The organism is Arthrobacter sp. 01T419 (assembly GCF_056398865.1).
This window is the reverse complement of the sequence record NZ_JBFTQF010000001.1, coordinates 68,721-81,342: the sequence shown is the minus strand read 5'-3', so window position 1 is coordinate 81,342 and position 12,622 is coordinate 68,721. Positions and strand designations below refer to the sequence as shown.

Genomic DNA, 12,622 nt, shown 5'->3' with positions numbered 1-12,622 from the left:
AATTGCATCGACTGTCCCGGCACGGAGCGAATAGACCCGCTGGCACTACCCCCGGGACTTCATCTCTACGGCCATGGCCCGGTCGAAAGCCCCGTCGGCCAGGACCTCCCAGCTGGGCAGCGAGGCCAGGTACGTGTAAAAGGCGGCGTGCACCTTGACCGTGGCCAGCGACCGCAGATCCTCCTCGGTCACGTCCTGCTCGGCGAACACGCGCGAGCCCTCGTCGCTGATCTGGCCGTTGATCCTGCGGGCGGCGTCGGTGTAGGCATCGGAACGGACCTGGCTGATGTAGGTCTTTGACCCGTCGGCGCTGCGCAGCTCGCCGTCCCCGCCGACTGAGAAGTGCTCGCGGTCCCGCTGCATCTCCACCAGCGCGGTCTTGTACGCCTCACCAATCTCAAGGTCCAGGGCCTTGACCTTCGCCGAGCCGTCGAGATTGATCAGCATCTCCTTGCTGACCGTGCCCTCGGCGTAGACCAGGCGCTTGTGGTCCTTCTGCGTCGCCTGGTGGGCAGCCACGGTCGCGGCCACCTCCACGTCCTCCAGGAACTCCTCGTCGTTGCCCAGCATCATGGCCTCGTAGTCGTCCGGGTCCACGACCACCGGGGCGTTGGGATCGCCACTCTCGTCGGTGAAAACCATCCGCGTGATGACCTCCATGACCTCGTCCGAGTAGACGTCCGGGTCGAGGCGCTCGATGTCGATGTCCTTGTAGTCGTACGTCTCCTGGTAGAGCGTCTTGGCGTCGGCCGCCCTGACCGCCTGGGCCATGCGCTTGTCGAGCATCTTGACGAAGTCCGGCTGGTTCATGCGCACGTCGAACTCCATCGCGGAGCTGAGCGTGGGGATCGTCTGCAGCGAGTACTCGTGCCCCGGGTGGGTGATCGTGTTGCCGAGCAGCTTGAATGACATCGGCAGGATCGTCTCGTTGCGGTTCCAGACCGGCGCGTCGCCGGCGCGCAGCACGATCGAGTTGCGCGGCGAGAGGAAGGCGAAATCGTTGTACTTGATCAGCGGCTCCTCCTCCGTCGACCAGGTGCGCGAAATCGCTCCGTCCGTCTTCCCGCCGACCACCTTGTCCAGGTTCTGCGTGATCTGCTTCGAGCTGGCGTGGGTACGGTGAGTCTTGCCGCTCATCTTCTCCAGCGTCTCAATCATCGAGTCGTCGGTCGACTTGAGGAAGACGATGTTGCTCGTGTTCCCCTGCACAATCTTGTCGACCGACTCGCCGTAGACGTCGCGCAGCTGCTGCAGCGTCTGCAGGATAAGCGTGAACTGCTGCTCCTGGCCGAGGCCGATGGAGAGCATGGTCTCGAAGCCGGCGATGCCGTTGCCGTCGGACTGCAGGTTGCCGAGCTCGTCGAGCATGAACCGGGTGCGGTAGAGCGGCTTCTGGTTCGACTTAGTCATGTACGACTGGTCAAACGAGACGTCCACCAGCTGCTTGACCAGGATCAGGATCAGCTTGGCGTACTTCATCAGGTGCGGGGGAGTGACGAGAAAGACCGCCTTGGGCGACTCCGAGTACCGCGCCATCGTCTGCGTGATCGCGCGCGCCCGGACCTCGACCTCCTCGGGGTGCCCGCCACCGGAGAAGTCCAGCTTGCGGCTCGGGAAGGTCGTGTCGCCGGGCTGGAACGAGAGGATCTTCCCGTCGCGGGTGCCGCCCTCGCGCACCGGCCGCAGCTCGCGCAGCACGCCGTTCTTCACGATCTTCTTGCCGGTGACCGGCTCGACCACGAAGTGCCGGCCGTTGAGGGAGAGCTGGTAGCTCTTGCGGAAGTGGAAGTAGAAAGTGCGCACGAGCATGCCGCTCTGCGGGTTCTTCAGCTCCAGCTTCAGCCAGGCCTCGTCGCCGGGGAAGATTCCCTTGAAGTTGTAGCGAGCCCAGCCCACGCGGCCGACAATCTCCGAGTGCTCGAAGTCCTTGCCAAGGTTCTGGATGAACATCGGGTCCGCGTACGCCGACCAGCTCGCCATCTGGCCGAGCAGGTGGTCGCGCTTCATGAAGTTCGGCGAGAACCGCACGCCCAGCCGCCGCGGGAAGGACAGGCCCGCCAGGTCAGTGTTCTGGCTCGGCTTACCCGAGGTCAGGGTCGAGATCGTCGGGTCGGTGAAGAAGCTCATGCCCGTGATCGCGATGCCGTAGACCGAGGACATCATCTTCTCCGCACCGGCCATGGCGACCAGGGCGTTGTGGGCGTTGCCGACGAGCGTGCGCATCGAGTTGCGCGGCAGGGCCTGGGTGGCGTTGAAGTAGAGCGTGAGCAGGTCCTGCTCGGCCTTGCCCTCCCATAGGAAGTCCTTCTCGGCGACCTTGGCCTGCTCCTCGGCCAGGGCGTCCTCGTCCTCTTCGAACTCGCCGTTCTTGATGCGCTTCTCCAGCTCGGCAGCGGGGTTCTTCCACTTCTTCGAGGTCAGCTGCACGAAGAGCTGGTAGCAGTTGTACAGCGTGACCTTTCCCCACATGTCGTCCAGCCGCTGCTCCAGCGTGCCCGGGTCCATGCCGGTGGCTGCTGCGTACTCGCGCAGCTCACGCTCCTCCTCGAGGTAGTAGTCGATGAGACCGTAGGCGGCCCGTTTGAAGGCGTTGTTCGCCGCGTTCGGCCAGACCGGGTCCTCACCGCCGTCCAGCGGGAAGAAAACCTCGCCGATGTTCTCGATGTAGAGCGCGCACTTGGTCGAGTCGCCCTCGCGGGCGGCGTCGGCGGCCATGCCCAGCGGGTTGTAGATGTCGGTCTTCATCGCGTTGATCAGGTTGAACTGCACCGGCTCGAAGCCGCGCGTGACCAGCGGGATGTAATTCTTGACGAGCAGCTCGCCCTTGGGGTCGTTGATGACCATGTTCGAGGGCTTCTTCTCCCGCGACCACATATCGATCATCGGCTCGATGTAGGTCTGGCCCTTGCCCGCCCTGGTGATGGCCAGCACCATCGTGTTCACGGGAGCAGTGTCGACGATGTAGGCACCGGCAGGGCGCTGGACTTCGTACGCCGGGAACTCCCAGTCATCGGTGATCAGGTCCGACACCGTACGGTAGGGCCCGAGCTTGTCACGGTTCGCGCCCTGGAGCTTCCCAGGGTCCTTCGCCTCTTTGGCCTTGCGCCGGCTCTCCTCGGTCGGCGGGTTGTACGGGATCACCGTTGCGTCATACTTCCGGCGCAGCCGCTTGTCCCGGGGCAGGCCCGAGGCGTCGAAGAGCGCCTCGCCGAACTCCTCGTCGATCAGCGGCAGGGTCTCGACCAGCGGCTCGCCGTCGTCGCCGTCCATGACCTCACCCTTGTAGTAGACGATGTTGCCGTCCTGGTCAATCACGTCGGACTCTGCGCGCCGGGAGACCTTGACCGTGCCCAGCCCCTTCTTGCTGAGCATCATGTGACTGATCATCGAGCTGACCTGCACCCCCGAGTGCGCACCGGCGTCCGGGAACCAGTCGTAGTTCTGCTGGACCTCCTCCGGCAGCGCGATGTGCTGGTCGTTGCGGTGGTCGTTGATGTCCGTGTGGTCGACCGTCGCGTTGTGCTTGGCGACCTGGCGTCCGGTCCAGGTGGAGATCACGATCATGACCAGCGCGCCCGATCCCAGCGTCAGGAAGAGCTTGAACCCGGTGACGGACCCCAGCTGCCCGCCAACGTTCGTCGCCGTGGGCGTGGCCCCCTGGTCAGCCTTTGGGGCGTCCTGGGCGGCGCTGCCTGCGTGGGTCCACCACGCTGGCACCGGGACGTCCTTGAGATCCGGGTAGCACTTCGAGCCGATCTCGGGGTTACCCTTTTCGTTGACGGCGCGGTAGCACGTCATCGGGGCCCCGCCCTGGCCTGTCGTGGTGTCCTCCACGTAGTACGAGTCCGGCTTTCCGCTGCTGTTTCCGCCCAGGCCACCGCCCATCGTCGCCCCGAGCGTGAGCACTGCCGTAGCAATGACCGAGTACAGCACCCACGCCACGATCGCGACCAGCAGGCCAGCGACGCCGGCGAGCACGAGGCCTGACGTGTTCGACTTCTTGCTCAGCCGCTCGCCGCGGTCCAGCTGCTGGTCTTCATAGACGTCCCGGTTCGTCAGCGTCTCCTCCGGCCGACGCGCCGAGATCTTCTCCCAGCCGCTGGCCTTGGGCCGTGCCGCCCTGCGCTTGCTGCCTGCCATGGTTCTCCCTACCTGTTTCCGCGTGTGTCTGTGTGTCCTGCGCCTGTTGTGATCCCGGAAGACGCCGACGGCGCACGGGGTGCGAGCCCCATGCGCCGTCAAACCCCGTCGATCTCCGAGTCGGTTCAGCCGCCCATGGCTGCCCCGCCGATGAAGCCGGCGAGGCCGCCGAGCACGGGCAGCGCGACAATCAGGGCGATGAGCATCTTGTTGTAGCGGCTCTGGATCTCCGAAGCCCTTGCCAGCTCGCTGGCGTAGGACTCCTTGTCCGCAGCCATCTCCTCCAGCCGCGCCTCGTAACGGCGCTTGACCGAGTCCTCGACAACCTCCATCTGCTGCAGCAGGTCCGTGTTGCGCTGCGTGGCCGAGTCCGTCTTCTCCTTCTCGAGGGACAGGCTGTGCTGCCATTCCGTCTCGCGGGCCTGCATCTGGGTGATCGCGTCCTTGCGGTTGCGGTCGAGCTCGTCCTCCATCCGGCGGATGCGGTCGGCGTGCTCGTTGCGGATCGACTCCAGCAGCGCCTCCTGCTCGCGGCGCAGGACGCCGATCTCGTCGGTGGTGCGCTGGTGCTCTGCCAGAGCCTCGGCCTGGGCGATGTCCGCCTTGCGGTTGTCGTCGACGATCCGCTGGATCTCGGCCTTCCACTGCCCCAGACGCTGCTCCTCGGCCTCGAGGTAGGCCTTCTGCTTCTCGGCCAGGACCTCGAAGATCCGCGTAGTACCGACCTGCATCTTCAGGGCGGCGTCGGAGCGGCGCACGCGCAGGATCTCCTGGCGGTCGTGCGAGTAGGAGTTCTCGAGCACCCGCTCGATCTCGGCGACGGCGTCGGCCTGCTCGCGCTCCATGCGGGACCGGTTGCGCTCCTTGTACTGGATCTCCGCTTGGAGGGCGGCCTGCTCGGCGAGCTTCTTCGCCTGGGCCTCGTAGTCCTGGACGATCTCGGCCTTGCGGGTGCGGATCCGCTGTTCCTTCTCGGACTCCCGCTCGCGGTGCGCCGCCTCGGTGCCGTCCTTGAGTGCCTTGTAGCGCGAGCCCTCGCGGTCTGTGGCCACGTCACGGATGACCTGCTCGACGTGGAACGACATGAGGTTCACGTACAGCGTGCGCAGTTCGTCCTCGTGCGCCCACCGCAGCTGGGCAAGGTCGGCGTTGGCCTGCCGGTTGAGCTGGGCGACCTGGTCGCCGAGCCATTCGGTCGCACCCTGCGGCACCTCGATCTGCACGACCGGCGCGCCGATGGCGAAGGTCGCATTGAACTCGTCCAGGCGCACGTCGAGGTCCAGGTCCTCGGAGAGGAAGCGGCGGGCGATGACCTCGCGCACCTGCTCCTGGTTCTCCAGCAGGACGGCTTCCTCCTCGGCCGGGGCGTACGCCGTATCGTCGGCGGTCACGGGACCGGACTCCTCGTCGAACTCCTCGAAGCCGGCCGTGCCGTCGAAGCCGGGCTCCGGCTCCACCGCAACCGGGGCCGCGTCCTCGTCTCCGAAGTCGACGGCTTCGTCGTCGAACACGGGCTCATCGCCCGCAGCGTCGAAGACCGGCTCGTCACCGGCACCCTCGTCCTCGCCGGAGATCGAGTCGAAGATCGGGTCACCCTCGTCGGCGGTATCCACGGCAGCAACAGCGTCCGCGTCCGCCGCGGGACGGGTCCCGGGCTCGTCGGTGGTGACGCCGCTGTGTTCGCGCCAGGCCTGCGCTCCGACAGCCTCCTCGAGGCTCAGCGTGCCGGAAGCGACCTCCTGGGCCTGCTTGAACGTGGCCTCGGCGACCAGGTCCACCAGCAGCTCGCCGCTGGGCTTCTGCCAGACGACGGCCCAGGAGTACTCCGCGCCAGCCAGGAGCGAGTACTCCTCCATGCGCGCAAGCGTCTCCGTGTTGGGGATGATGCCGAAGACCTCTTCGCCCAACATCTCTGCCGTGGCGACGGTCTTGATCTGGTCGGAGTCAATGAGCTCGATGAGCGAGCCCTTCGCCTCGTCGCGGCCGTGCCGCTTGCTCAGCCCGCCGATGGACTCGGCGGCCAGCACGAGCATGACCCACGCCGTGCCGCTGGGGAAGACGAACTTCGCGTTCGACCGCAGCAGTTCGACTGCTGCGGGGATCGCCGTCTCCCTGACCACGGACGACAGCAGCTCGTCAGGCTTCTTCTTCCGATCCTTGTTCCGGCTTCCCGCAGCCGTGCCCAGAATGCCCATTGGTGTCGATCCCTTCGATGATGAAACGCAGTTCGTCTGGTATATGAGTATCCTATCGCTTATGAGTCGATAGGTGCAATGATAGACAATTCGACACGACGCCGAATGGCCCACAATGACCGCTGGCGCAGATCAGCGCACGGCGCTCACCTCGATGCACGCATCGGAGGTGAGCATGTCCTTGTGGTCGCTCGCCAGCTCGCCGACGACGTCGATCCGGATCCGCCGCTCAGAGGGATGCTCGTTGATGAACGTCGCCACTCCGGTGGTGACCTCGTCGGTCATCTTCGCCACCGCGCCACGGGCACCGCCGGCATTGGAGTCGGTGTCGCCCTTGTCGTCAATGAGGTACTGCAGGACCCTCTGGTCGATGTCCACCCGCACGTTGTGCTTGATGAGGACCTCCTGCACCATGTGGCGCAGCTTGTTGCGCACGATCTTGCGCTGCGTGTCCTCAGAGAGCGGTTGGAACGGGACGATGGCGTCGATACGGCCCAACAGCTCGGGCGGGAAGCGGTTATCCGCCGAGGTCTCGGTGATCGAGCGGCGGATGAGCTTGTCGTACTTCAGCAGCTGCTCGCCCGAGCCCGTGTCGTCGGCCGCGTACTGCGCGATGGTCTTGTAAATCTCCGAGCCTGCGTTCGTCGTCATGACGATGTAGGTGTTCAGGAAGCTGACCTCGCGGTTGTTGTCGTCGGAGAGCCGGCCGTCGTCGAGCACCTGCAGCAGCAGGCGGGTGACCATCGCCGAGGCCTTTTCGACCTCGTCGAACAGCAGTACGGCGTGCGAGAGGTCCCAGACCCGCTTCGTCAGCTCGGAGCGGAACAGGTCCATCGAGGAGTCCTGGGCGTACTCGGACATGTCGAAGCGGATCAGGTGGCGCTGGTCGTCACCGAAGAGCAGCCGTGCCAGCTGCTTGGCAAGCTCGGTCTTACCCACGCCGGTCGATCCCGTGAACAGCAGCGAGGCCTCCGGCCGGCCCTTGTCGTTCAGGTCCGCGACCGACAGCTGCAGCCGCCGCGCGACCGCACGCGTGGCCAGGTCCTGGCTGAACACCTTCGAGTCCAGCTGCTCCTTGATCTTCGCGCCGTCGACCTTGAAGGCAACGTTGACGCCCAGGGACTCCTGGAGCACGTCCGAGAGCAGATCGCGGTCCAGCGCCCGCTTGGTGAGGCGGTGCCAGCCAACCATGCTGTCCAGCACCAGGATCGACTTGCGCGGCTGCGAGCTCGCCGGCATGTAGCGCTCGGTGTACTCATAGATCTGCCGGTAGATGTGATCGTCGTAGAACTGGTCGGCGACGTCGTAGTGCTCGGCCATGCCCTGCAGAATCCGGATCGTCGTCTCCTGGTCCGGCGGCGTCAGGTTGATGCGCTGCAGCCGTTCAACCAGCGGCTGATTCGGCGCAATGTGCCTGTGGAACTCGTCATAGGTCGTCGCGGCGATGATTCGGATGCCGCGTGCCCCGGAGGCCGCCAGCACCGGCTTGATCGCCTCAACCGCAGCGTCGGAAAGCTGGATGATCTGGTGGAACTCGTCGATGAACAGGACCAGCTCCTGCTTCTCGTCCGCCACGAAGTGCTCGGCCTCGTCGAAGAAGCCCTTGAGCATGGCGGCCATGCGGTTCGAGTCGCCGGCCTCGGAGATCATCCGGGACGGATCGACCTCGAGATAGAGCCGCTCGGCATCAGCGGCCATCGTGGCCTGGACGAGAGCGGTCTTACCCGTACCTGCCTCGGCCAGGAGCAGGGCGTTGCACAGCTCCGGCCTGCTCATCGAGGCCAGCAGCTGGAGCTTCTCGTGCTCGCGGCCGACGATCTCGCGCTCGGCCCTCTTGAGCGGGTCCGACAGCTTCGACAGGAGCGGATAGCCCTCATTCAGGTGCACTTCATGGAACATGCCGTGGAAGACCTCTCGCCAAGACTTGAATTCATCTGATAGATCAGTCGAAAGTCTATCATGACACCATTCGGCACGACTGTGATAGGACGGCGAAAGGCCCCCGGACTCATATCCGGGGGCCTCCTGGCCATTCACTCCGTAGGGGTGCTGTCACAGCCCCTGCTGGCGGTCCTCCTGGGACGAAGCTCCATCCTGCTCGAACTGGTAGTCGTACCGCTCGCTCAGCGGCCTGCTGGACTCCCGGTCGCGCCGTGCCCGCTCGTTCGCCTCCCGCTGCTGACGCATCGAGGCACCCACGCGGTCGACCAGTGCGCGCCCGGCCTCGGCCCATATGTCCTTGCCCTCGTCCGGGGCCGTGATCTCGTCCAGGCCCAGCTCCAGCAGGCTCGTTCCGCTCAGTGGGCTGGGATCGTTCGTCGCCATAGCCTTCTCCTCCTCCGTGCCTGTCTCAGGCCCCGCGCTGCTGCTCGGTGCCCTCGGGCCCGCCCTGGCCCTCGAACTGGTAGTCGTACCTCTCGCTGACCGGCTTCCGTCCCTGCGGCGTGGTGCCCGGCAGCTGCTCCTGAGCACCACGGCCGACAACCGAGCCCATCCGCCCGACCAGTTCCGCCCCGGCAGCGGAGCCCTGGGGGGCCTTCTGTCCGCCATGTCCGGCCAGCTCCGTGTGCAGCCCGCGGGCTGCACCCACGGCAGCTCCCCTGGCGGCGCTGGCGGCGACGCCCCTGGTCGATGCACCGGACTGCTGGGCACGTTGGGTGTGGGCCGCGGAATCCCGCATGGCCTCGGTGCCGAGCCGCCTGGCTCCCTCGCGGAGGCCCTCGGACTGCACGGCCTGTCCGACCTTCGACCGGGCGGCCCGCTGGGTGAGCGGGACCTTCACCGGACCCTGAACCGTGCCGCCGGCATGGGCCTGCTTCGCCTGGGGCTGCTCCTGCCTGGACGATTCCGGCTTCGGCACATCCGCTGAGGTGATCATCCCCGGTGCCGGCTCAGCCTGCGGGCGCGGCCGCCGCTCGACCACGTTGGGGTTGAACCTCGAGCCCGGCTGGCCGGGAGCGGGGGAGGAGGGCACGCTGTATCGGGGACCCCGCACCGCGCCGAGGCCCGCCTGCGAGCTCGGGCCCCGCTGCTCTCCGGTATCGGGGGTGGCCCCGCGGATCGCCGCCAGCTGCTCGGGCGTGTACGACGTCGGGCGCTGGCCGTGCTCCGGTCGGCCCTGGGAACCTTTACTGAGATCTGCCATGATGATTCGTTCCTCTCTATGCGAAAGGCCCCCGGAGAGGTCTCTCCGGGGGCCTTTCAATGAGTTCTGCTGAGCCGTGGATCGGTGTCAGCCGACCGCGGGGGCCTCGGCCTCGACGACCTGCTCGGCCTGGGCGGTCTGCTCCGGACCGGCCTGGCTCTGCTTGGCAGCCGCCTGGGCCTCCTTGGCCGCCTTCATGGAGGCGAACTGGTTGTCCAGGGTCTTGGCGTCGACCTTGAAGTCGCTGGCCTCCACGGACTTGGTGTTGACCACCAGACCGGTGCCGCGCGAGGCCGGCATCACGTTGCCCTTGAAGCCGTAGACGGTGCCGACCTTCTCGCCGTCCTTGTTGAGCAGCGGCTCCGTATTCGGGCCCGCGGCCTTGACGATCTCCTCCAGCTGGCCCACCGAGTAGGGGGCGGTGTTGGCGAAGCGCTCCTTGCCGTCCGGGCCCTTCACGCGCTCGGACTTCAGGTGCAGGTTGCTCTGCTCCGGTCCGCGCGAGTCGCGGGCGTCGACCTGGATGTCGGCGTAGTGCGACTTGCCGTCCTTGGTCGCGCCGTTGTCATAGACCTTGGCGATGAGGTTGACCCCGGTCATTGCGCCCTTGCCCTTGAGAAGTGCCATGATCTCGTCCTTTCGTCGTTCCGTCCGCCACTCGGCAGAACGGCCTTGATCATTCACGTCGTCCGAGCAAAGCCCCGAAGTGCCTGCCGAACTGCTCTATACACTAATACTCCTATAGAGCATTCCGCAACCATTGGAATGATCTTTCGACTCGTGTCCCTACTCGTGCTGGATGCCGTCGGACCGGCCTGCCGGCTCCTGCTCGGGGCCGGGGAGGACCCCGGCACCAGCCACCGCGGCGTCGACCCGCTGCTGGACACGCACCACCAGGCCGGCGTCGAGCGAGGAGGCCTTCGAACGGCGCATCCCGGCCGCCTGTTCCTGCTCTTCGCGCAGCGCCGCGATCCTCGAACGCAGAACCGGCCGCGTGGAGCCGTCCTCCACCGGAACCAGTTCCCGCGAGACCCGGGTCATCGCGGCGATGTCGTCGACAGGGAGGTCGGCGATCGCCTCGGACTGGCCTGACTGGTCGAGGAACTCCATGGCCCCCAGCAGCAGCCGGCGGCGTTCGGCCGCGGCTGCGGTGAACTCCCGCCGTGCCCGCTCGCCGATCTCGACATCGGCCACGAAGTCGTAGCCCAGGTGATGCAGGTCCAGTGCCTTGACCTCGTCGAAGGGGTGCACCGTCCCCGTCTCGATCGACAGCTGGGTGGAGACCTCCGGATCCCCGCCGGCGACGGCGCTGCGCTGGTCAGCAGGACCGGCGACGAGCACCAGCCCCGAGTCGGCCAGGTCGGTGCGCAGCTCCTGGAGCCGTTCGTCGTAGACCTGCTTCATCGTCTCGATGCGCGCGTCCAGCACCGCCCGTCCGGCCTTGCCCGCGGTCAGGTGCCGTCCGCCGGGCTGGCCGTAGATCTCGCGGCCCATCTCCTCGGCCTGGTCGGCGTCCTTCATCCGCTGCAGCGAGGCGTCCTGGCGCAGCGCCATCAGCGAGAGCAGGCGCTGGCCGTACGCGGCGACCTCCTGCTGCTGGGCGTACCACTGGCTGGCGTCGCCGACAAACGGCAGGAAGTGCTGGTACTTGCTCATCACCCGCCGGTGCCAGTCCTCTTCGTAGCGGTAGAAGTCGTAGAGCGGCCGGGAGTCCTCTACGGCCACTTCGGCCTTCTCGGCACGCTCCCATTGCCGGGCCAGGTCGCGGTAGGCGCTGGCCTTGGACTTGTGATGCTGCAGGCGGGAGGCATAGCTGCGCAGCCGGAAGCCGAAGGAGACGACATCGTCCTCCGAGCTGCCGTGCTGCTGCTGGCGCTCTGCGGCCAGGGCGGCCATCTCGGCGTAGTCCATACCCATCACCTCAAGCATCGGCGTACGCACCCGCAGCTCCTCCTCGGGCAGGGCGCGCAGCATCTGGTAGACCCCGTTGACCGCCCGCTCGGTGATCTGGTTGCGGCCCGCGTCGACCAGGCGCTGCCACGCGTCGGTGGGCAGACCCTCGGCCTCCCGGCGCTGATTGGCGTACTCCACGACCCTCTCCATCGCCGCCGGCAGCGGAGAGCCCGGCCGCTCCAGCTGCTCGGCCACCAGCTCGGAGACCAGACGGTTGGCTTTGCGCATCCGCAGATCGTTGGTTCCGGCGCGCCACAGCGAGCGGTCGGCGGGCAGGCAGGCCAGCAGGAACTGGGGGAGGGCCTCTGAGCGCATGCGCTCGTGTGCCCAGCGCTTGATGAAGGTCGTCACGTTCCTGCGCTCGTAACCGACGGCGCTGGACAGGTGCGCGACGGCCTGCTTCTCGTCCAGCCAGGCGTCCACGCCGCGCCGCAACCGGGACTTGTGCCGGTCCAGAAGCTTGCCCCGCTGGGTGCCGTCCTTGGCCAGGTGGCCGTGTCCGGCGTCGACCATCGCCAGGTGGCAGTGGACGTGCTCGGTGTCGACCTGGATCACGCCGACGTAGCGCAGGTCGTCGAAACCGCTCGTGCCCGAGCTCATCCGCTCCAGCCCGTGCATGATCGCCATCCGCAGCTTCATCTGGTCGATGTGGCCGCGGTAGTCCCCGCGGCCTTCGCAGTGAAAGTCCTCGCCGACGATGCGGTGCCGTTTCAGGTATTCCTCATCGAAGGAGAGCACAGTCTTCAGCACCGTCTTGCCGCTCTCGAAGTGTTTCTGGATGTCCCGGGACGCAGCCCGCAGCTGCTCGTCGGAGAGCGACACTGAGCCGTAGCCGAAGGCCACGCCGCCATCGCCCTGGGCCTGGCGCATTGTCGTCTTGGCCTCGACCCTGCTCGTCCCTGCGCGCTCGACCGCGCTCTCGCGGGCCATGTAGCGCAGGATGAAGTCGTCCGTGCGCAGCCGCTGGATCGGCGCGAGCGACTCAGTCGCCTGCTCGCGCGCCATGTACCGGGTGACGTAGTCGCCGGGGGTGCCGCCCCGGGACCCCTTGCCGCCGGGCAGCGGCACACTGAACTCATTGACGATGACCACTGACTGCTTCAGGCCCATCCCGCCTCATCCCTCCGTCGTGTGGATGCACAGAACCCCGGCCGCTGTCCTCCAGCGACCGGGGCCCGTCCTGACTGCT

Annotated in this window: 7 protein-coding genes; all 7 read right to left on the bottom strand. The window is 66.6% G+C overall.

Annotation, left to right across the window (positions count from 1 at the left end; translation table 11 throughout):
* Window positions 1–45: 45 nt before the first annotated feature.
* Complete coding sequence (locus tag AC1DLO_RS00350; protein ID WP_476888368.1) at window positions 46–4,140, bottom strand: type IV secretory system conjugative DNA transfer family protein; 4,095 nt, start codon at window positions 4,138–4,140, stop codon at window positions 46–48.
* A gap of 125 nt (window positions 4,141–4,265) precedes the next feature.
* Window positions 4,266–6,335 (bottom strand): hypothetical protein, encoded by a 2,070-nt coding sequence (locus AC1DLO_RS00345; protein ID WP_476888367.1) that lies wholly within the window; start codon window positions 6,333–6,335, stop codon window positions 4,266–4,268.
* 132 nt (window positions 6,336–6,467) lie between these two features.
* Complete coding sequence (locus AC1DLO_RS00340) at window positions 6,468–8,234, bottom strand: AAA family ATPase (protein ID WP_476888366.1); 1,767 nt, start codon at window positions 8,232–8,234, stop codon at window positions 6,468–6,470.
* Between the two features lie 153 nt (window positions 8,235–8,387).
* Window positions 8,388–8,660, bottom strand: coding sequence for a hypothetical protein (locus tag AC1DLO_RS00335; RefSeq protein WP_476888365.1), 273 nt, complete (start codon window positions 8,658–8,660; stop codon window positions 8,388–8,390).
* Between the two features lie 25 nt (window positions 8,661–8,685).
* Entirely contained in the window at window positions 8,686–9,480 is a 795-nt protein-coding gene (locus AC1DLO_RS00330) for a hypothetical protein (protein ID WP_476888364.1), read from the bottom strand.
* A gap of 87 nt (window positions 9,481–9,567) precedes the next feature.
* The gene (locus AC1DLO_RS00325) at window positions 9,568–10,107 is read right to left on the bottom strand and encodes a hypothetical protein (RefSeq protein ID WP_071416492.1); all 540 of its coding nucleotides are present in this window, start codon (window positions 10,105–10,107) and stop codon (window positions 9,568–9,570) included.
* 159 nt (window positions 10,108–10,266) lie between these two features.
* Window positions 10,267–12,543: a relaxase MobL gene (gene mobL / locus AC1DLO_RS00320; RefSeq protein ID WP_476914372.1), complete on the bottom strand. Its 2,277-nt coding sequence runs from the start codon at window positions 12,541–12,543 to the stop codon at window positions 10,267–10,269.
* Window positions 12,544–12,622: the final 79 nt, after the last annotated feature.

Excerpts from the sequence above, each read along its gene's own strand:
- AC1DLO_RS00350 (WP_476888368.1), bottom strand. The coding sequence starts at position 4,140 with ATGGCAGGCAGCAAGCGCAGGGCGGCACGGCCCAAGGCCAGCGGCTGG.
- AC1DLO_RS00345 (WP_476888367.1), bottom strand. The coding sequence starts at position 6,335 with ATGGGCATTCTGGGCACGGCTGCGGGAAGCCGGAACAAGGATCGGAAG.
- AC1DLO_RS00340 (WP_476888366.1), bottom strand. The coding sequence starts at position 8,234 with ATGTTCCATGAAGTGCACCTGAATGAGGGCTATCCGCTCCTGTCGAAG.
- AC1DLO_RS00335 (WP_476888365.1), bottom strand. The coding sequence starts at position 8,660 with ATGGCGACGAACGATCCCAGCCCACTGAGCGGAACGAGCCTGCTGGAG.
- AC1DLO_RS00330 (WP_476888364.1), bottom strand. The coding sequence starts at position 9,480 with ATGGCAGATCTCAGTAAAGGTTCCCAGGGCCGACCGGAGCACGGCCAG.
- AC1DLO_RS00325 (WP_071416492.1), bottom strand. The coding sequence starts at position 10,107 with ATGGCACTTCTCAAGGGCAAGGGCGCAATGACCGGGGTCAACCTCATC.
- mobL (WP_476914372.1), bottom strand. The coding sequence starts at position 12,543 with ATGGGCCTGAAGCAGTCAGTGGTCATCGTCAATGAGTTCAGTGTGCCG.